This window comes from Mesorhizobium sp. WSM4809, assembly GCF_055811655.1.
The window spans coordinates 346787-365411 of sequence record NZ_JBVVQW010000001.1 but is presented as its reverse complement, the minus strand read 5'-3'; the positions used below and the strand labels follow the sequence as shown (position 1 = coordinate 365411).

General features: G+C 63.7%; 15 protein-coding genes and 1 riboswitch. Of the genes, 7 read left to right on the top strand and 8 right to left on the bottom strand.

What is annotated here, in order from left to right:
- Nucleotides 1-53: 53 nt before the first annotated feature.
- Together AC0L24_RS01555 and AC0L24_RS01550 are read left to right on the top strand one after the other, a co-directional pair.
- Entirely contained in the window at nucleotides 54-2108 is a 2055-nt protein-coding gene (locus AC0L24_RS01555) for a bifunctional aldolase/short-chain dehydrogenase (RefSeq protein WP_127811066.1), read from the top strand.
- A 137-nt stretch (nucleotides 2109-2245) separates the two neighbouring features.
- A complete protein-coding gene (locus AC0L24_RS01550) occupies nucleotides 2246-3112 on the top strand; it encodes an alpha/beta fold hydrolase (RefSeq protein WP_127811067.1) in 867 nt (288 codons plus the stop codon).
- Here AC0L24_RS01550 and AC0L24_RS01545 read toward each other — a convergent pair.
- The 4 genes from AC0L24_RS01545 to AC0L24_RS01530 all read right to left on the bottom strand — a co-directional run bounded on the left by AC0L24_RS01545 (nucleotide 3098) and on the right by AC0L24_RS01530 (nucleotide 7733).
- Nucleotides 3098-3943 carry an acyl-CoA thioester hydrolase/BAAT C-terminal domain-containing protein gene (locus tag AC0L24_RS01545; RefSeq protein WP_127811068.1) on the bottom strand — a complete coding sequence of 282 codons (846 nt, stop codon included), beginning with the start codon at nucleotides 3941-3943 and terminating at the stop codon, nucleotides 3098-3100. The genes AC0L24_RS01550 and AC0L24_RS01545 overlap by 15 nt on opposite strands.
- Before the next feature lie 101 nt (nucleotides 3944-4044).
- Nucleotides 4045-5097, bottom strand: a complete 1053-nt coding sequence (locus AC0L24_RS01540) for a substrate-binding domain-containing protein (protein WP_473563354.1) — start codon at nucleotides 5095-5097, stop codon at nucleotides 4045-4047.
- Between the two features lie 49 nt (nucleotides 5098-5146).
- Nucleotides 5147-6142 (bottom strand): ABC transporter permease, encoded by a 996-nt coding sequence (locus AC0L24_RS01535; protein WP_023808756.1) that lies wholly within the window; start codon nucleotides 6140-6142, stop codon nucleotides 5147-5149.
- Between the two features lie 79 nt (nucleotides 6143-6221).
- Nucleotides 6222-7733 carry a sugar ABC transporter ATP-binding protein gene (locus tag AC0L24_RS01530; RefSeq protein ID WP_292139405.1) on the bottom strand — a complete coding sequence of 504 codons (1512 nt, stop codon included), beginning with the start codon at nucleotides 7731-7733 and terminating at the stop codon, nucleotides 6222-6224.
- A gap of 135 nt (nucleotides 7734-7868) precedes the next feature.
- Between AC0L24_RS01530 and mtnK the strand changes: the two genes are divergently transcribed.
- The gene (gene mtnK, locus AC0L24_RS01525; RefSeq protein WP_127398701.1) at nucleotides 7869-9143 is read left to right on the top strand and encodes an S-methyl-5-thioribose kinase; all 1275 of its coding nucleotides are present in this window, start codon (nucleotides 7869-7871) and stop codon (nucleotides 9141-9143) included.
- The gene (gene mtnA / locus AC0L24_RS01520) at nucleotides 9140-10234 is read left to right on the top strand and encodes an S-methyl-5-thioribose-1-phosphate isomerase (RefSeq protein ID WP_128362925.1); all 1095 of its coding nucleotides are present in this window, start codon (nucleotides 9140-9142) and stop codon (nucleotides 10232-10234) included. The genes mtnK and mtnA overlap by 4 nt, the downstream gene beginning before the upstream one ends.
- A gap of 9 nt (nucleotides 10235-10243) precedes the next feature.
- On the opposite strand, the gene AC0L24_RS01515 is transcribed toward mtnA, so the two are convergent.
- Complete coding sequence (locus AC0L24_RS01515) at nucleotides 10244-10783, bottom strand: Lrp/AsnC family transcriptional regulator (RefSeq protein ID WP_127320961.1); 540 nt, start codon at nucleotides 10781-10783, stop codon at nucleotides 10244-10246.
- Between the two features lie 49 nt (nucleotides 10784-10832).
- On the opposite strand from AC0L24_RS01515, the gene AC0L24_RS01510 reads away from it, so the two are divergent.
- The 3 genes from AC0L24_RS01510 (at nucleotide 10833) to fba (ending at nucleotide 13993) form a co-directional block, all read left to right on the top strand.
- Entirely contained in the window at nucleotides 10833-12002 is a 1170-nt protein-coding gene (locus tag AC0L24_RS01510; protein WP_128288125.1) for an MFS transporter, read from the top strand.
- Nucleotides 12003-12068: 66 nt separating this feature from the next.
- A riboswitch (FMN riboswitch) is annotated at nucleotides 12069-12216 on the top strand.
- A 76-nt stretch (nucleotides 12217-12292) separates the two neighbouring features.
- Nucleotides 12293-12766 (top strand): 6,7-dimethyl-8-ribityllumazine synthase, encoded by a 474-nt coding sequence (locus AC0L24_RS01505; RefSeq protein WP_127397370.1) that lies wholly within the window; start codon nucleotides 12293-12295, stop codon nucleotides 12764-12766.
- A 162-nt stretch (nucleotides 12767-12928) separates the two neighbouring features.
- Nucleotides 12929-13993 carry a class II fructose-bisphosphate aldolase gene (fba, locus tag AC0L24_RS01500; RefSeq protein ID WP_473563353.1) on the top strand — a complete coding sequence of 355 codons (1065 nt, stop codon included), beginning with the start codon at nucleotides 12929-12931 and terminating at the stop codon, nucleotides 13991-13993.
- Between the two features lie 60 nt (nucleotides 13994-14053).
- Here fba and AC0L24_RS01495 read toward each other — a convergent pair whose 3' ends face one another.
- From AC0L24_RS01495 to AC0L24_RS01485, 3 genes are read right to left on the bottom strand one after another with little or no spacing between them, the layout of a single operon-like run.
- Nucleotides 14054-15280, bottom strand: coding sequence for a VWA domain-containing protein (locus AC0L24_RS01495; protein WP_473563352.1), 1227 nt, complete (start codon nucleotides 15278-15280; stop codon nucleotides 14054-14056).
- The gene (locus AC0L24_RS01490) at nucleotides 15273-17522 is read right to left on the bottom strand and encodes a DUF5682 family protein (protein WP_127811076.1); all 2250 of its coding nucleotides are present in this window, start codon (nucleotides 17520-17522) and stop codon (nucleotides 15273-15275) included. Before AC0L24_RS01490 ends, AC0L24_RS01495 begins: the two co-directional genes overlap by 8 nt.
- Before the next feature lie 4 nt (nucleotides 17523-17526).
- The gene (locus AC0L24_RS01485; protein WP_473563351.1) at nucleotides 17527-18606 is read right to left on the bottom strand and encodes an ATP-binding protein; all 1080 of its coding nucleotides are present in this window, start codon (nucleotides 18604-18606) and stop codon (nucleotides 17527-17529) included.
- Nucleotides 18607-18625 lie beyond the last annotated feature (19 nt).

Sequence of the window (18625 nt, the reverse complement as noted above, 5' to 3'; positions counted from 1 at the left end):
GCGTCGCGGCAATCCTGTTTCACCAACAAAGACAGCAACCGGACGAAGCGAACATGAAGAATTTGTGGAATGACGAAGCAGCCGAAAATCTCGTCGCAGACTACGCGAAAAAGGGTGTCGGCCGCGACCTGGCGCTGCGCGTCTACACGACCCGGCTGCTCGGCGGCGAACCACGGCTGGTCCTGCATGGCGGCGGCAACACCTCTTGCAAGACGACGGCAACCGACCTCGTCGGCGACCAGTGGGACGTGCTGTGCGTCAAGGGCAGCGGCTGGGATATGGGCGTCATCGAGCCGCAGGGCCTGCCGGCGGTCAAGCTCAAGCCGTTGCTCAAGGCGCGCGCGCTGAACAGGCTGGCCGACGAGGACATGGTTGCCCTGCAACGCGTCAACCTCATCGATCCGTCCTCGCCCAACCCGTCGGTCGAGACGCTGCTGCATGCCTTCCTGCCGCACAAATTCGTCGACCACACGCACTCGACCGCCATCCTCGCCATCGTCGACCAGGAGGACTCCAAACCTCTGGTGAAGACGGTTTTCGGCAGCAGGATGGGCTATGTGCCTTACATCATGCCCGGCTTCGACCTCGCCAAGGCGGCGGCCGACATCTTCGACGCCGACCCTGATGTCGAAGGCCTGATCCTGGACAAGCACGGCATTTTCACCTTCGGCGACGACGCCAAACAGGCCTACGACCGGATGATCCACTATGTGAATGTCGCCGAGGACTTCATTGCCGCAAGCGGCAAGCCGAAGGCGGCAAAGGCGGCCTTGCCGGCAAGCCTCGCGACACCGGCGTCCATCGCGCCGATGCTGCGTGGTGCGGTGGCGGTGGCGCGCGGCGAAGGCCGCTTCGACCGCATGGTCAGCGATTTCCGCACTTCGCCGGCAATTGTCGATTTCATCAATTCGGCCGAGATCGCCGACTATGCCGGACGCGGCGTGTCGACACCGGATCTGTCGATCCGCATCAAGACCGGCCCGATGGCGCTGCCGGCGCCCGATGCTGACAAGGCCGGCGACTACAAGGCGGTGATCAAGAGCCATGTCGACGCGTTCGCCAAGGATTATCGCGCCTATTTCGAAACCAATGATGCGCTCGACGACGTCAAGCGCACCATGCTCGACCAGATGCCGCGGCTGACGCTGGTGCCGGGCCTCGGCATGTTCGGCCATGGCCGCACGCTGAAGGACGCGAAGATCGCCTCGGACATCGGCGAGATGTGGATCGAGGCGGTGCGCGGCGCCGAGGCGGTCGGCCGTTTCCACCCGCTCTCCAAGGCCGATCTGTTCCCGCTGGAATACTGGTCGCTGGAACAGGCCAAGCTCGCCTCCAACAAGCCGAAGCCACTGACTGGCCAGGTGGTGCTGATCACCGGCGGCGCCGGCGCGATCGGTGCAGCGACAGCCAAATTGTTCGCCGACAATGGCGCCCATGCCGTCGTCGTCGATCTCGACGCCGAAAAGGCTGCCGATGCGGCGAAGAAAGCCGGCAACAATTCGATCGGCGTCGCCGCCGACATCACCGACCCGGCGCAGGTGCGTGCCGCCTTCGACAGGGCGGTCGCCGTGTTCGGCGGTGTCGACATCCTGGTTTCCAATGCCGGCGCCGCCTGGGAAGGCCGCATCGGCGAGCTCGACGACGCACTCCTGCGCAAGAGTTTCGAGCTCAATTTCTTCGCCCACCAATCGGTGGCGCAGAATGCCGTGCGCATCATGCTCGAGCAGGGCACAGGCGGCGTGCTTTTGTTCAACACCTCCAAACAGGCGGTGAACCCCGGCCCGAAGTTCGGCGCCTATGGCGTGCCGAAGGCGGCGACACTGTTCCTGTCCAGGCAATACGCGCTTGACTATGGCGCGCATGGCATCCGCTCCAACGCCGTCAACGCCGACCGCATCCGCTCGGGGCTTCTGACCGACGCCATGATCGCCAGCCGCTCAGGCGCGCGCGGCGTGTCGGAGAAGGACTACATGTCCGGCAATCTGCTCGGCCAGGAAGTGACGGCGCAGGACGTGGCGCAGGCCTTCCTGCATCACGCGCTGGCCGACCGCACCACCGCCGATGTGACGACCGTCGACGGCGGTAATATCGCGGCAGCGTTGCGCTGACGTAGAGATCCGTCCAGACGAAAGGTGCGGTGCAACTCCGAAGCTTGCTCGAGAAGGGGCGGTTGGGAACTTTCGACCCGACCGGCCATTGAGATCGAGCAAGGTCAAGCAGCTAAATTGTTGCCGGGAGTTCCCTCATGCCAACCGATGACTGGTCCCTGCCCGAACGCTTTATTTTTTCGGGTCACCCGATCGCATGGGGAACGATCGGCGACGGGCCGCCGGCGGTCTTGCTTCATGGTACCCCGTTCTCGTCGGTGGAATGGCGGCGGATTGCAGCTTGGCTCGGGCAACGGCGCCGGATCTACTATTTCGACATGCTCGGCTACGGGCAATCCGCCAAGCCCGACGCGGACGTGTCGCGCGGCTTTCAAAACGAGTTGTTCGCGGCGCTCTACGCTCACTGGGAGCTGGAGTGGCCCGACATCGTGGCGCATGACTTCGGCGGCTCCGTCGCGTTGCGCGGCCACCTGCTCAACGGGCTCGATTATCGCTCTCTGGTGCTGATTGATCCGGTCGCGATCAGCCCTCAGGGATCGCCCTTGGTTCAAGCGGCAAAAGAACACGAGAAAGCGTTTGCCGGTCTGCCGGCCTATATCCATGAAGCCATGCTTCGCGCCTATATCGGCGGCTCTGTCGCGAACGCGTTGCGCGCGGACGAAATGCAGCTCTATCTGCAGCCATGGCTTGGAGACGAGGGACAGAAGGCTTTTTGGCGTCAGATCGCACAGATGGACGACAAGTACAGTCGAGAGGTCGAGTGGCGGTACGACGAGATACGTTGCCCTGTGACGATCCTGTGGGGTGAAGACGACGAGTGGATTCCGCTCGACGACGGGCGAGAACTGGCGCGCCGCATCCCCGGTGCGCCGTTCATCACAGTTCCAAATGCCAAACATCTCGTTCAGGAAGACGCGCCGGAGGCAATAATCTCGACTGTGCTCGACTTCTGGAACGACCAGCATCCTTCGGCCGCCGCGAAACCCCTGCTACAGCAACTCTAGAATGTGTTTCCAGGCCCTGGTTCCCAGCCTCGAATCAGCCTCGTCACTGCCGCCATGCTCATGCGACACCGAGCGCGGCGTGGTTTCCCCCGGCAAGAGAATACGGTGCCCCGCATCCGGCAATGAAACGAGGTGGGTGACCTTGCCGGCTTTGCCGCGCCGCCGGACAATCTCTTCCGCGAACCATAGGGAGGGCCACAGCGCATCGTCGCCACCCGCGACAAGCACAATCTCGGCCGATATCTTTTCCACGGGAATGGTCGCGGCATTCGCCTCCCGCTTGAAGGTTTTCATGCTGCGTTCGAATAACCCGCTGTAAGACACCAGACCATCCACCTGCTTGGGTGCCCAATCCGGATCTGTCGGCACGAATGGCAGGGGAATACCGTCGAGCGACCATGAGGATCGTTCAGGCCAGCTGAAGCCATCCCGGCCCGCGCCGATATTTCCCCAAACCACCGATGACGGGCTGATCGCGACCACAGCGTTGACACGCTGATCATGGACCGCTGCGCACAATGCGGCCTCGGCACCCTTGGATGTGCCGACATAGACGATGCGGTGGCATCCCGTTCCAATGAGATAGTCGGTCGCCGCAAAGAAGGTTTCGAGGGGAATTTCGCATATTCCAGGAGGCTGTCCCTCACCGCCAAACCATCGCAGGGCAAGGGCCGACGAACCCTGGTTTGCAAAGAGCCGTGCGCGCCCGACATCGATGCGGCCACTCGACCCACCCAACACCACGACACCGGTGGTGGCCTGCGGGCATCGAAACAAGGTTCCGGCGACGGCGCCGGACAGGTCTTCCTCGATTGCCGCCTGGACTTCCATATAAGCACCGTACCTTGGGCCGGAGCCTGGCGCCGGCTGCAGATATTCAGCAAAAAGGCCGCCTGCAGCAAGCGGCTGCAGGCGGCCTTCGATAGCGAAACCTACTTGGCGTTCGGGTTCGGCATCCAGGCCGGCATCGCGACATCGGCATGGGCGAACTGCGGCAGCTTGGCCGACAGGTCCTCCATGTTCTTGATGTCCTTGTCGATGAGGTCCTTTTGGGTGATCAGCGTCGGCGGCACGACGACGTTGTGGCCGGGATCTTCACCGGCCAGCAACTGCGCCAGCGCACGCACCGAGACCTGGCCGACGACAGCCGGATTGGTCGCGGCGGTCGCGGCCCAGGCGCTGTCGGGCTCACGCATCGCAGCGATATCGGACGTCGAGATATCGGCCGAATAGATCTTGATGCCCTTGTTCAAGCCCGCTTCGTCGACAGCGATCTTCACGCCCTTGGCGAATTCGTCATAGGGAGCGAACATCACCTTGATGTCGGGATGCGCCGTCAGCACCGAACGCGCCTGGTTGGCGACGGAGTTGGCAATCGGATTGTCGAGCGTGCCGAACATCGCGACTTCCTTGATGCCGGCATACTTCTTCTTGACGTCGACCCAGGTCTCGTTGCGACGATCGAGCGGCGCGATGCCGGCGACATAGACATAGCCGGCATTCCAACTCTCGCCATTGTCCTTGACAGCCTGCTCGAGCGCGAGGCGCGCCAGGTCGCGGTCGGACTGTTCGATCTGCGGGATCTTGGGATTTTCGACATTGACGTCGAACGCCACCACCTTGATGCCGGCGTCGACCGCGCGCTGGGCGGCGTCCTTCATCGATTCCGTCAGGCCGTGCTGGATGATGATGCCCTGCACGCCAAGCGCGATGGCCTGATCGATCATGTCGGACTGAAGGGCGGCATCCTGGCGGCTGTCGAGGACACGCAGGTCGATGCCGAGCGGCTTCGACTGCGCCTCGACGCCCGAGAGATAGGCCTGGAAGAAGTCACCGGTCGAGAGATAGCGCACCAGCGCGATCTTCACGCCAGGCTTGTCGAAAGGCGCCGGCTTGTCCGCGGCAAAAGCCGGGACCTGCATCAGCATGGTTGCGCCGGCCAATCCGAGCGCCACCTTCCCCAGAAGTCTTCTTGTAATGCTCACTTTGTTTTCCTCCACTCTTGTTGAACCCAAATCCTGTTCCGGTCGAAAGCTACCTCCTGCCCCTGCCCGAAAGCGCAAAGGTGAAGACAAGGGCGACGACCAGAACCACGCCCTTGACGAAATCCTGCGTATAGTAAGGCGCGTTCATCATCGTCAGACCTTGCAGCAAGATGCCGACGAACAGCGCACCGATGGCAGTGCCGAAGGCGTTCGGCTTGGCGGCACCTAGCACCGCGTAGCCGATCAGTGCCGCGGCGACCGCATCGAGCAGCAGATTATTACCCGAGGCGATGTCGCCGCGTCCAAGCCGGGCAGCGAGCAAAATACCGCCGATCGAGGCAAAAACTCCTGAAATAACGTAGGCCCAGATCTTGTATGCCTTGACAGGCGCACCGGCGAGTTCGGCGGCGCGCTCATTGCTGCCGACGGCATACATCATGCGACCGAAGCGGGTGTATTCGAGGAAGAACCAGATCAGCACGGCGAGCACGAGCAGCACGACTACCGACACCGGAATCAGGTTCGGGATGAAGAAGTCGAAGCGGTGGCGGCCGAGCGCCAGGAAGGCGTCGGAGAATTTGCCATTGGCGACCGAACCGTCCGGCATGGTCATGCCGGTGGCGATCGAGCGGCCTTCGGTTGGAATGCGCTGCAGGCCGACGAGCAGGAACATCATGCCGAGCGTCGCCAGCAGATCGGGCACACGCATGTAGACGATCAGCCAGCCATTGATCAGGCCGACAATGGCGCCGATGAGCAGGCAGACGACGACCGCGACAAGGGCGTTCTGCTCCAGCACCACCATCACATAGGCGGCCGCCATCATGGCTGATGTAGCGACCGAGCCGATCGACAGATCGAAGCCGCCGACAACCAGCGTGGCGGTGACGCCGAGCGCCAGCACGCCGGTGATGGCGACCGACTGGAAGATGAAGACGGCACTTTGCGGCGAAACGAAACCGTCGGCGGCGATCGAGAAATAGGCGACGAGCCCGAACAAGAGCACGATGAACCCGTAGCGGATGGCGTGGTCGCGCAATGTCATTCGGCGCTCCCGCGCGCTGCTGCCGTCTTTACCCAACCCGAACCCATGCTCTCTCCATTCCAATTCCTATCGCCCGCGCTCAGGCCGCACTGTGCAGCGGCCCGCCGGCGACCTCGGCCAGCAGGCGGTCGAGATCGACATCGGCATTGCGGTGTTCGCCGACGATGGTCTGTTCCGACATGACCAGGATGCGATCGGCGGTCTCCAGGGCCTCGTCGAGTTCTGTGACGAACAGCAGCGTGGCGCGTCCGTTTGCACTGGCCCTGAGCTTGGCGGCAATGTCGCGCCGGGCCGAGATATCGACGCCCTGAAACGGCTCATCCAGAATGAACAGCCTTGCCTCCTGCGCCATCCAGCGGGCGACCATCACCTTCTGCTGGTTGCCGCCGGACAGCTCCGACATCTCGTCCTTCTCGGAACGGCAGACGATGCTCAGTTCCTCGATCTGCCGGCGTGCCGTGGTGCGTTCGAGGCGGCGCCTCAGGATGCCGAAGCGCGACATGCGCTTGTGAAACGGCAGGCTGATATTTTCCTGGATGTTGAAGCCTTGGACGATGCCATTCTCGCCGCGGTCCTTGGCGACGAGGAACACGCCGGCGGCGATCGCTTCGCCGGCTGTTTCAGGTGCATAAGGCCTGCCGTTCAGCGTCATTGTGCCGGCGAGCGGCTGGCGCACGCCAAAGAGAGTCTCGGCAAGCGCCGTCTTGCCGACGCCGACGAGGCCGGTGATGGCAACGACCTCGCCGTCGCCGAGCGTCAGCGAGATCGGCCGGGCGCCCGGCGCAATGCGCAGACCCTCGATCGTCAGGACTCCCTTGGCCGAATTCCTGACGACGATCTGGTCGAGATGGATCTTGCGGCCGAGCATGGCGTTGACCGCGCCTTCATAGTCGAGCGGTTTCTTGTCGAAAATGCCTGAGATGATCCCGTCACGCATCGAGACGATGCGATCGGCCAGCCGCCTGATGTCCGACATACGATGCGAGATGTAGAGGATCGCCACGCCCTGCTCGCGCAGCCTGTCGATCAGCGCGAACAGCCGGTCGGCCTCGGCGCTGGACAGCGATGAGGTCGGCTCGTCGAGGATCAGCACTTTCGGCTTGTGCGCCAGCGCGCGGGCAATCGCCACCATCTGGCGATCGGCCAGCGACAGATCGCTCACCCGCGCCTTCAAATCGATGGCCAGCCCCATGCGGTCGGCAACCGCCTTGGCCTCCCGCCGCACGCGCATTGGGTTGAATAGGGTCGGCGCGCCGCTGCCGCTCAGCCGGTCGAGGGTCAGGTTGGTGGCGACGTCGAGGTCGGCGACGACACCGTCGTTGATATTCTGGTGCACGGTGACGACGCCGGCGCGGATCGCTTCGGCCGGGGTTTTCGGTGCGAAATCCTGGTCGGCGAGCGCCATCGTGCCGCCGCCGCGTTCGTAGACACCGGAGATGATCTTGACGAGGGTGGATTTGCCGGCGCCGTTGGCGCCCATCAGCACGGTGACTTCGCCGGCATGCAATTCGACCGAGACGCCGCCTAGCACCTCGTTATGGCCAAAGGATTTCCTCAGTCCCTCTACGCGGAACACGGCATTGCCGACCATGCGTTCCTCCCTGACATGACGCTATGGGCTGCATCGGCAATTGTCAACACGATTGACAATTGCCAGATCGCTTCCTAGCTTGGCCCAGCCGCCACGCCTCCGTTATGTTCGGAGCGCATAAGCGGGAGGATGACGATGACTGAAAAATTGCCGTTCGAAGCACTATCGGTCGAAACCCTGGCTGCACGCCTTGGCGGCAACGAGGCGCTATGCGCGAAGATCGGCAAGGACACTGGCGCCTGGAAGGTTCGCGAGGTCGGCGACGGCAATCTCAACCTGGTGTTCATTGTCGAGGGCGCCAGCGGTGCAGCCGTGGTCAAGCAGGCCCTGCCCTATGTTCGCCTGGTCGGCGACAGCTGGCCGCTGCCGTTGAAGCGCTCCTTCTTCGAATATCACGCGCTGACCAGGCAAGAGGCGCGCGCGCCAGGCTCGGTGCCGGCGATCCATTATTTCGATGAAGGCCAGGCGCTGATCATCATGGAATATCTTGCGCCGCCGCACATCATCCTGCGCCGCGCCCTGATCGACGGCCGCCAGCTGCCGAACATTGCCCGGGATATCGGCCTGTTCATGGCCCGGACGCTGTTTCGCGGCTCCGACCTCCATATGGCCGCCAAGGACCGCAAGGCCGATCTGGCGCTGTTCGCCGACAATGTCGAGCTCTGCGACATCACCGAGAGCCTGGTGTTTTCCGACCCCTATTTCGACGCCAAGATGAACCGGCACACCTCGCCGCAGCTCGACGGCCTGGTCGCCGATCTGCGCGCCGACCGCGACCTCAAGGTCGAGGCGCAGCGGCTGAAGCACATCTTCGCCGCCAATGCCGAAACGCTGCTGCATGGCGATCTGCATTCCGGCTCGATCATGGTCACCGACAGCGAAACCCGGATGATCGATCCGGAGTTCGCCTTCTACGGCCCGATGGCTTTCGACGTCGGCATGCTGCTTGCTAATTTCTGGATGTCGTTCTTCTCGCAACGCGGCCACGAGGAGGAGGGAAAGCGCGACGCCATGCGCGCCTATATGCTCGGTGTGACGGTCGAGACATGGTCAGTGTTCCGCGCCGAATTCTCGCATCTATGGCGCACCGAGCGCTCCGGCATGCTCTACCAAAAGAGCCTGTTCGAGGATCAGGGCGACAAGCTCGGTGCCGAGCAGGCGCTCGACCATGTTCTGCACCAGATGTGGACCGATCTGCTCGGCTTTGCCGGCATCGAGGTGCACAGGCGCATCCTCGGCCTCGCCCACAATGCCGATTTCGAGACCATTGCCGATGAGGATTTGCGCGCCAGTTGTGAGGCAAAGGCGCTGAAATTCGGCCGTCACCTCGCCGTCAACCGGCGCCAGATCCACAGCATCGACGAGGTCAACCAACTGGCCGCGCTGATCGAACAGGAGAGCAGCATTTGAACGTCGGCGACCGCCACTATCGCACCATCTGGCTGAGCGACGACGGCCGTTCGGTCGATATCATCGACCAGCGCTGGCTGCCGCACGATTTCCGCATCGAGACGATCGGCACGGTCGACGGCATCGCCACCGCCATCCGCGACATGTGGGTACGCGGCGCGCCGCTGATCGGCGTCACCGCTGCCTACGGCGTCGCCATGCAGATGGCTGACGATCCGTCGGATGCAGCGCTCGATGCCGTGTGGGAGACCCTGCACGAGACGCGGCCGACGGCGATCAATCTGCGCTGGGCGCTCGACGAGATGCGGCGCTTCCTGCGCCCCGTGCCATCGGAACAGCGCGCCGAAGCTGCCTATCGGCGGGCCAGTGAGATCGCCGACGAAGATGTCGGTCTCAACCGCGCCATCGGCGAGAACGGTCTTGCCATCATCAAGGCGATCGCGGCGCGCAAGCAGAAGGGCGAACCGGTCAACATCCTGACCCACTGCAATGCCGGCTGGCTGGCCACGGTCGACTACGGCACCGCCACGGCGCCGATCTACCTGGCCACAGAAGCCGGCATTCCGGTCCATGTCTATGTCGATGAAACGCGGCCGCGTAACCAGGGCGCACAGCTCACCGCCTGGGAGATGGCCGGGCACGGCGTGCCGCACACACTGATCGTCGACAATGCCGGCGGCCATCTGATGCAGCGCGGCGCAATCGACATGGTCATCGTCGGCACCGACCGCACAACGGCCGACGGCGATGTCTGCAACAAGATCGGCACCTATCTCAAGGCGCTCGCCGCCGCCGACAATGATGTGCCGTTCTATGTCGCACTGCCGTCGCCGACCATCGACTGGACCGTGCATGACGGACTGGCCGAGATCCCGATCGAGCAGCGCTCGGCCGACGAGGTCTCGCTGGTCTGGGGCAAGACCGCCGCCGGCGAGATTGCCCAGGTGCGCATTTCGCCGGAGACGACGCCTGCGGCCAACCCGGCCTTCGATGTGACGCCGGCGCGGCTGGTCACCGGCTTGATCACCGAGCGCGGCGTTGCCAAGGCATCGCGCGAGGGATTGAAGGCGATGTTCCCCGAGCGGGCGTAGCCCACGTCCCTAGTACAGAGGCTCGGCCATATGCTTCGGTGTCGGCCATGTCTCGGTAATGCCCGGCTGCACCGGCCGCTCCAGATAGGTCGATAACACCACATAGCTGCGCGTCGAGGTGACCCCCGGCGTTTCGTACAGGCGCGCCAAAAGGCCTTCGAGTGCTCTGGTGTCTTCCGTGCGGACCTTCAGCAGCATGCAGGTATCACCGGCGACCGTATGGATCTCCTCGACTTCGGGATATTGGGAGACCGCCATCAGTTCCGGCGTCTTTCCCCAGCCCCTGGTGTCGATATGGACAAAGGCAAGCAAAGGCTTTTTCACCGCCCGGGGATCGATTATGGCGACTGTGTTGCGGATGGCGCCGCTGCGACGGAGCCGTTTGACCCGCTCATGCGCTGCGGGTGGCGACAAGCCGACGCGATCGCCGAGTTCGGCGTAGCTGATCGTGGCGTCATCGACCAGGACACCTAATATTCTTCGGTCTATCGCGTCGAGATCGCGGGCCGCGGGCCTGTTCTGCAGAATGCCATCTGTTTCTTCATCCATGGCGAAATTCCTGGTTCTCCGCTGAATAGAATACGGCCATTATGCTGATATGTCGAACATTGATCAAGTTGCGCCATTGACTGCCCGAGCCCCGATCCCGGCGCTTGCCTATCTGCTGACGGGCTGCATCGCCGTCATCGGCTCGAACTCGCTAGTGCTGGGTCCGATTGCACCGGCTGTCGCCTCGTCGTTCGGCACCAGCGTGCCGGCCGTGATGATTGCGGCGGCAGCGTTCGGCCTTGGCACCTCCGCAAGCGCCCTGTTCCTGGCCCGCTACATCGACCGGCTCGGCGCCCGCCGGATGCTGCAGGGGGCTTTGTTGCTGCTGGCACTGGCGCTGGTTGCGAGTGCCGTCGCACCCACGGTGATCATGCTGGTCGCGGCACAGTTACTCGCCGGCATCGCTGCCGGCATCGCCATGCCCGCGATCTATGCCAGCGCCGCGGCCATCGCCCCACCGGGCAGGGAGAGCGGCACGATCGGCGTCGTGCTGACCGGATGGACGCTCAGCATGGTGGCCGGCGTTTCGCTTTCGGCCGTGCTTGCCGATCTTGTGCATTGGCGCGCCGTTTTCGCAGCGGTCGCGGTGCTTGCGGCCCTTGCATGGATGGGGCTGACGGCGACGTCGCTCAGCGACACCAGGAAGGCCGGACCGGCGCCCGCCCCGCTGGAAGCGCTCGGCATTCCCGGAATCCTGCCGCTGCTGGTCGCGTGCGCCGCCTTCATGACTTCTTTCTACGGCGTCTATGGCTATCTCGGCGACCATCTTCATGTCGGGCTTGGACAGCCGGTGAGCGCCAATGGCCTGGCGGCGCTTGCCTACGGTATAGGCTTCGGCACCGCTGCTCTGCTCGACGGCGTCATCGACAGACTGGGTGCGCGGCGCGTCATGCCGTTTGCCTATCTTCTGGTTGCGGTGGTCTACGTCGCGATGGCCGCGACGAGCGGCAGTTTCGGGCTGACCTTGACCATGGTGGCCATCTGGGGACTGGCCAATCATTTCGGCCTGAATGTCCTGGTGATGCGCCTGTCTGCACTCGATCCGTCGCGGCGCGGCACGATCATGGGCCTGAACAGCGCGGTGACTTACCTAGCGGTCTTTGTCGGCACCACCAGCTTCGGGCCGCTCTACACCAGCTTTGGTTTTGCCACCTGCGCAATGGTCGCAGCATTGCTGATGCTGATCGCCGCATCGGCGGCGGCGTGGCGCACGCGATAATCGAACGAACTTGGCCCAACCTTCTCACGGTTGACAGCAGCGCCCTGCCCTTTCATACAAAGCTGTTAATGTTCTCAGGGCGGGGTGAAAGTCCCCACCGGCGGTAAAGGTTTCGGCCTGAGCCCGCGAGCGCTTTCCGGCAAAATCGGAAAGGTCAGCAGATCCGGTGTGATTCCGGAGCCGACGGTTACAGTCCGGATGGAAGAGAACGAACGGAAGCCGGCCCGCTTTTCGCGGGCTTAATCCGTATCGTGCGTCCTGATTCTGGTTCGAAACGGAAGGATGGACCCATGAATCAGCATTCCCATAAAGACTACGAAAAGACTCGCATCGCCGTTATCCGCGCGCGCTGGCATGCCGCTATCGTCGACCAATGCGTACAGGCCTTCGAGACGGAACTGGCCGACATCGGAGGCGAGCACTTCACTGTCGACATCTTCGACGTGCCGGGCGCCTATGAAATTCCCCTGCATGCCAAGACCCTGGCCCAGACCGGCCGCTATGCCGCGATCCTCGGCACCGCTTTTGTCGTCAATGGCGGCATCTACCGGCATGAATTCGTCGCAAGTGCTGTCATCGACGGCATGATGAACGTGCAGCTGTCGACCGGCGTGCCGGTGCTGTCGGCGGTGCTCACCCCGCACAACTACCACGACAGCGCCGAGCACCACCGCTTCTTCTTTGAGCACTTCACGGTCAAGGGCAAGGAAGCGGCGAACGCCTGCGTGCAACTCCTGGCGGCGCGGGAGTTGATCGCGGCTTAAGTCACCAAAACGGCCGGATTTCAGCCCTGCAACAAGAATTGCGATCGAGAAGAGCTCTGAAGGTTGCGGTTCCGTTGAAATCCCGCCAGAAGCATCAAGGGCCGACCGGCAACCGGCCGGCCCGCGACGTTGCGCTTGAAACCAGATACGGGAGACTATTGGGTGGCTCGCATAACACTGAGACAATTGCTCGACCACGCCGCCGAATACGGCTACGGCGTGCCCGCTTTCAACATGAACAATATGGAACAGGGCCTCGCCATCATGGAGGCCGCCGAGGAGACCAAGTCGCCGGTCATCCTGCAGGCCAGCCGCGGCGCCCGCGCCTATGCCAATGACGTGGTGCTGGCCAAGCTGATCGACGCGCTGGTCGAAATCCATCCCGACATTCCGGTCTGCATGCATCTCGACCATGGCAACAACGAAGCCACCTGCGTCACCGCTATCCAGTACGGCTTCACCTCGGTCATGATGGACGGGTCGCTGAAGGAAGACGGCAAGACGCCGGCCGACTACGCCTACAATTCCGGCCTCACCAAGCGCGTCGTCGACATGGCGCATTGGGGCGGCGTGTCCGTCGAAGGCGAGATCGGCGTGCTCGGCTCGCTGGAGAGCGGCGGCGGCGAGCAGGAAGACGGCCACGGCGTCGAAGGCGCCATCAGCCACGACCAGCTTTTGACCGATCCGGAACAGGCGGTCGAGTTCGTCAAGGACACCCATGTCGATGCGCTGGCGGTTGCCATGGGCACCAGCCATGGCGCCTACAAATTCTCGCGCAAGCCCGACGGCGCGGTGCTGGCCATGAACGTCATTGAGGAGATCCACCGCCGGCTGCCGAACATGCATCTGGTCATGCACGGCTCGTCCTCGGTGCCCGAGGACCTGCAGGAGATCATCAACAAATATGGCGGCCAGATGAAGCCGACCTGGGGCGTGCCGGTCGAGGAAATCCAGCGCGGCATCAAGCACGGCGTGCGCAAGATCAACATCGACACCGACAACCGCATGGCGTTGACCGGCGCGATCCGCAAGGTGCTGACCGAGAACCCGAGCGAGTTCGATCCACGCAAATATTTGACACCAGCCATGGCCGCCATGCGCAAGCTCTGCAAGGAGCGCTTCGAACAGTTCGGCACCGCCGGCAACGCGCAGAAGATCAAGCCGCTGCCGGTCGCCGAAATGGCCAAGCGCTATAAGTCGGGCAGCCTCGACCCGAAGTTCGGCTGAGCTCCAGCCATTTTTCCCAGAGCTGCCAGAAGCATCCTGGCAGCTCTGGCGACGGCTGTTTTACTCCGGAGTCTCGGCCTCGGCACGAACCAGCTTGATATCGGCGCCAGCCGCCCATGCGCCGATATCTTCCCGACGCAATGCCGCCGCCATCATGTCTGGAAACAAATCCGGCGTGCAGGCAAAGACCGGAATACCGAGGGCGGCCACCGAGCCTGCCATCTTCGGGTCATAACCTGGCCTGCCCTCGTCGGTCAGCGCCAGGAGCACCACGACGTTGACGCCGGAGCGAACGAGTGCAGCAAGCCGCTGCAGCAATTCCTGCCCGTTGCCGCCCTCATAAAGGTCGGTGATCAGCACCATATGCGACTTGGTCGGCCGTTCGATGCGGTCCGCGCAATAGGCCACGGCCTGGTTGATGTCGGTGCCGCCGCCCAGTTGCACGCCGAACAGGACTTCGACAGGATCGCTGAGCTCCTCGGTCAGATCGACGATGGCCGTGTCGAAGCAGACAAGCTTGGTCCGCACGACCGGCAGGGAAGCCATCACCGCGGCGAAGATGGAGGCGTAGATCACCGAGCTTGCCATCGAGCCCGACTGGTCGACGCACAGCACCACCTCATCCAGGTCGACCAGCCTTCGCTGTTTGCGCATGAAGCCGACCAGCTTCTCCGGCACGATGGTTTTGTGCTCGGGCTGGTAATGGCGAAGGTTGGCTGAGATCGTACGCGGCCAGTCGATGTCGCGCTGACGTGGGCGGTTGGTGCGCTGCGACCGGTCGACCGCGCCGCGGATCGCCTCGGCTGTCTTCTGCTCCAGCCGCTGCATCAGCTTGGCGACGATATCGGCGATGATCGTACGCGCAATGTCCTTGGTCTTGGCCGGCATGACCGAGCGCAGCGAAATCAGGTCGGCGACGAGATTGACGTCGGCCTCGATCGCCTTGAGGAATTCCGGCTCCATCAGCATCTGCTTCAGGTTGAGCCGTTCGAAGGCATCCTTCTGGACGATCTGGACGACCTGTGCGGGAAAGAACGATCTGATATCGCCCATCCACTGTGCCACCCTTGGCGCCGAGCGGCCGAGGCCGCCGCGCCGCTTGCGCGGATCGGCAGCCGCATCGCCGGCACCATCGCCGTAAAGCGCATCGAGCGCCGCGGAAAGCCGCTTGTCGGTGTCGGACAGCGCTGACGAGGTTTCCTCATCGGCACCGATCGCCAGGCGCCAGCGGCGCTCCCGTCCGTCGCCGGCCTGGATTGGCTCGCTCATTTCAGCCTCGTCATCCATTGCCGCTCCCGCCCGTCAGCAAGGGTCCGAGCCGTTCAAGATGGCGGCGCCACGCTTCGCCGCCATCCGGAGTCGGCGTCAGTCCGGCAGGCAGGCGTGCGGCGCGGCCGAGCACCGCTTCGATCAACCGCCGCCGCTCCATCGAGTCCAGATGCGAAAAGACCCGGCGCAGCAACGGCAGATGCGCAATGAAGGCGTCTTCGTCGAGGGATGCGAGCCAGGCATCCACCGCACCGCGCAGGCCCTCGTCGTAGATCAGCCGTTGGCCGGCAGTGCTGAAGAAACCCTCGAAGAACCCTGCAGCCTCGGTGACCGGCGTTCCTGGAGACAGACGTCGTGCGATCAGACCGGTTGCCGCGTCGGCTGACAGATGGCCGGCTTCGTAGAGCAGATGCGCGGCACAGCCTGCCACCAGCGCCGTCGAGCGCGATCCATCGAGGACCGCAGCCAGCCCATTGCGCCAGGCGTCCAGCACGTCCTGTTCAGGCTCGACCAGACTGATCGCTTCGTCGGCCTTGCGCATGGCGCCGACCAGCGTCGTGGATGCCTGGGCATCGAGGTCGCGGGCGGCATAGGCGAGCGCGATCCCGCCTTCGACGATCAGCCGCTCCAGCAGACCGGACAGACGGGCGGTTTCCGTCTTGCGAGCCTCGCCATAGCGGATGATGTCGGCGAGCGGCGGCACCGATGTCAGGATTTCCAGGCATTCGCTGCTGCGGGCTGCCCGGTCCTCCAAGGCCGCGAGACCGGCGATCGACGCTTCCGACAGGTTTGCCGTGATGGCGCCCTGGACCAGTGCGGCCATCGCATCAAGAGACGTTGCCGCGCCGATCATCTGGATCAGCCGGCCATTGGCCGCCTTTTCGATGGTTGGTCCGTAGACCAGGTTCTCCACCAGTCGAACGGCATATTCAGGTTCCCACGACAGCGTCCAACGCTCGCGAAAGGTGCCGCGGCTACGGCCGCTGTCGGTGAGTTTGCCCCAATGCACGCCAAGCACGGACAGCCGGTGCAGCAAGGTCGACCGAAACAGCCCGCTCTCGCTGCGCAGATCGACCGATAATTCGCGCTCCAGCGCCTCGGGCTTCAGCCGCGCTGCTTTCTGGTTGCGTTGCAGGTCCTCGATCAGCGGCGCCAGCGGCGTGTCTGGCGGAATTTCACCGACATCGGCGCCCAGCAGCAATTCGGCTTCGACCAGCGCCCACAGCAGCGCTTCCCCGTTGAACAGGGCGGCGATCGCGGCGTCACGCAATTCCTCGAAACCGGGCTTTGGCCGCTCACGGATCACAGCCAGCGTGCGGGCCAGCCGTTCGGCTTCGATCAGCGAGGCGGTCGAGACCATGTGCCCCTTCGCCCTCAGGACCGCCGCGATCTTCGCCAGCCACAGGACCGAGGAGTCGCCTTGCCCGCGCGTCTGCCACAGATGCTTGCACCAGCCGGGCGCGACAACGCCGGCGCCATAACCGAAGCCCAGCGCCAGGCGCGGCCCCGTCCATGGCGCCCAGGTCATCATGCTTTTGCGGCGGGCGAGCCCCTTGAGTAGCGCCTGGTCTTCCTTCAGCGGTCGCGTCGCCTGCAGTGCCGGCACATGGAAAGCACCGCAAACGATAGCGATCGGCCCATCGAATTCCTTTCGCGCGGCGGCGATCTCAAGCCGCATATGCGCTTCGCGTTTCGCCTCAAACGCCGCAAGCGGACCTTCGCCGTCCCGCAGCGTCGTCATCGCGTCGGCTATTGCCGCGAAGATTGGACCCGGCTGCGGGTTCTGCTCGATGATATCAGACCACCAGCTTTCGCCATCTTCATAGCCGGCAGCTTGTGCCAGCGTTCCGATCGGGTCCCGCAGATGCGGCGCCAAGTCAGCCTCGACGTTGGCTTCCGTTCCATCGCTCTCGGTTTCCCCCACGGCCTCAATCGGCGCAGTGCGGGCTGACGACGGCAAATCGATGAAGCGCACTGCTGCGTTGTTGGCGACGGCCCAGAGCGTCGCCTGGTACTCCGGCGAGAATTCGGCGAAGGGCCAGAAGCTTGTCGAGGCCGGATCGTCTTCGGGATAGCAGAGCAGCGCCACCGGCGGCTGCATTTCAGGGCGGGCGAGCAACGGCAACAGCGGGCTGGCGTCGGCCGGTCCTTCGATCAGCACGGCGACCGGTTTCAACTCCTGCAACGCCTGCACCAGGCTGTCGGCGGAGCCGGGCCCGTGATGGCGTATGCCGAAATAGGAAACGTCGCTGAGCGCCATGGCGTCAGATTGCCGCGTTCAAGGCCGCGTAGTAGCCGGCATAGTCTGGCCGCTTCTTGAGCACGGTTTCCAGATATTCTTCCAGCACCAGTTTGTCCTGCACCGGATCCTTGACGATCGCGCCGACGAGGCTGGCGGCAAGGCCTTCGGCGCCGAGCTTGCCGCTGTCGAACCAGGCCGCCTGGCTGAGGCCGCCGACCATGGTGGCAATGGCTTCGGCCGTGGACAGCGAACCGGACGGCGTCTTCAACGTCACCTTGCCGTCGGCTGTAGCGCCGGAGCGCAACTCGCGAAAAATGGTCAGCACGCGCGCGATCTCCTCGCCGACATTCTTCGGCACCGGCAGGTCGAGACCGCCGGCCATCTCTCCGACCCGCTTGGAGACGATTGCCACTTCCTCCGCCATGTCTTCGGGCAAGGGCAGTACGACGACATTGAAGCGGCGCTTCAACGCCGAGGACAGCTCGTTGACGCCCTTGTCGCGGTTGTTGGCGGTGGCGATGATGTTGAAGCCGCGCTGCGCGTAGATCGAGGTGTTCAGTTCCGGGATCGGCATCATCTTTTCGGACAGCACGGTGATCAGCGTGTCCTGCACATCGGAGCCCATGCGCGTCAGCTCCTCGAGGCGGCAAAGCTTGCCGTCCTGCATGGCGCGGTAGAGCGGCGTCGGCACCAGCGCGTCCTGGCTCGGGCCCTTTGCCAGAAGCTGCGCGTAGTTCCAGCCATAGCGGATCTGGTTCTCGTCGGTGCCGGCCGTGCACTGCACGATCAGGGTCGAATCGCCCATGATGGCGGCGGCGAGATGTTCCGACACCCAGGATTTGGCCGTGCCGGGGACACCCAGCAGCAACAGCGCGCGATCGGTGGCGAGCGTCGCGACCGCGGTTTCCATCAGCCGGTGCCGGCCGACATATTTGGGCGTTATCACTGTCCCGTTGTCAGCCTTTCCGCCGAGCAGGTAGGTCAACACGGCCTTGGGCGACAGGCTCCAGCCGGCGGGCCTTTGCCGGTCATCGTTGCGCGAGAGCGCCTGCAATTCGGCGGCATAGGCCTGCTCGACCGGAAGACGGATGGCTGCGTTCATTTGCTGTTCTCCGGATTGA

Excerpts from the sequence above, each read along its gene's own strand:
- AC0L24_RS01555 (WP_127811066.1), top strand. The coding sequence starts at position 54 with ATGAAGAATTTGTGGAATGACGAAGCAGCCGAAAATCTCGTCGCAGAC.
- AC0L24_RS01550 (WP_127811067.1), top strand. The coding sequence starts at position 2,246 with ATGCCAACCGATGACTGGTCCCTGCCCGAACGCTTTATTTTTTCGGGT.
- AC0L24_RS01545 (WP_127811068.1), bottom strand. The coding sequence starts at position 3,943 with ATGGAAGTCCAGGCGGCAATCGAGGAAGACCTGTCCGGCGCCGTCGCC.
- AC0L24_RS01535 (WP_023808756.1), bottom strand. The coding sequence starts at position 6,142 with ATGACATTGCGCGACCACGCCATCCGCTACGGGTTCATCGTGCTCTTG.
- AC0L24_RS01530 (WP_292139405.1), bottom strand. The coding sequence starts at position 7,733 with ATGGTCGGCAATGCCGTGTTCCGCGTAGAGGGACTGAGGAAATCCTTT.
- mtnK (WP_127398701.1), top strand. The coding sequence starts at position 7,869 with ATGACTGAAAAATTGCCGTTCGAAGCACTATCGGTCGAAACCCTGGCT.
- AC0L24_RS01515 (WP_127320961.1), bottom strand. The coding sequence starts at position 10,783 with ATGGATGAAGAAACAGATGGCATTCTGCAGAACAGGCCCGCGGCCCGC.
- AC0L24_RS01510 (WP_128288125.1), top strand. The coding sequence starts at position 10,833 with ATGTCGAACATTGATCAAGTTGCGCCATTGACTGCCCGAGCCCCGATC.
- AC0L24_RS01505 (WP_127397370.1), top strand. The coding sequence starts at position 12,293 with ATGAATCAGCATTCCCATAAAGACTACGAAAAGACTCGCATCGCCGTT.
- AC0L24_RS01495 (WP_473563352.1), bottom strand. The coding sequence starts at position 15,280 with ATGGATGACGAGGCTGAAATGAGCGAGCCAATCCAGGCCGGCGACGGA.
- AC0L24_RS01490 (WP_127811076.1), bottom strand. The coding sequence starts at position 17,522 with ATGGCGCTCAGCGACGTTTCCTATTTCGGCATACGCCATCACGGGCCC.
- AC0L24_RS01485 (WP_473563351.1), bottom strand. The coding sequence starts at position 18,606 with ATGAACGCAGCCATCCGTCTTCCGGTCGAGCAGGCCTATGCCGCCGAA.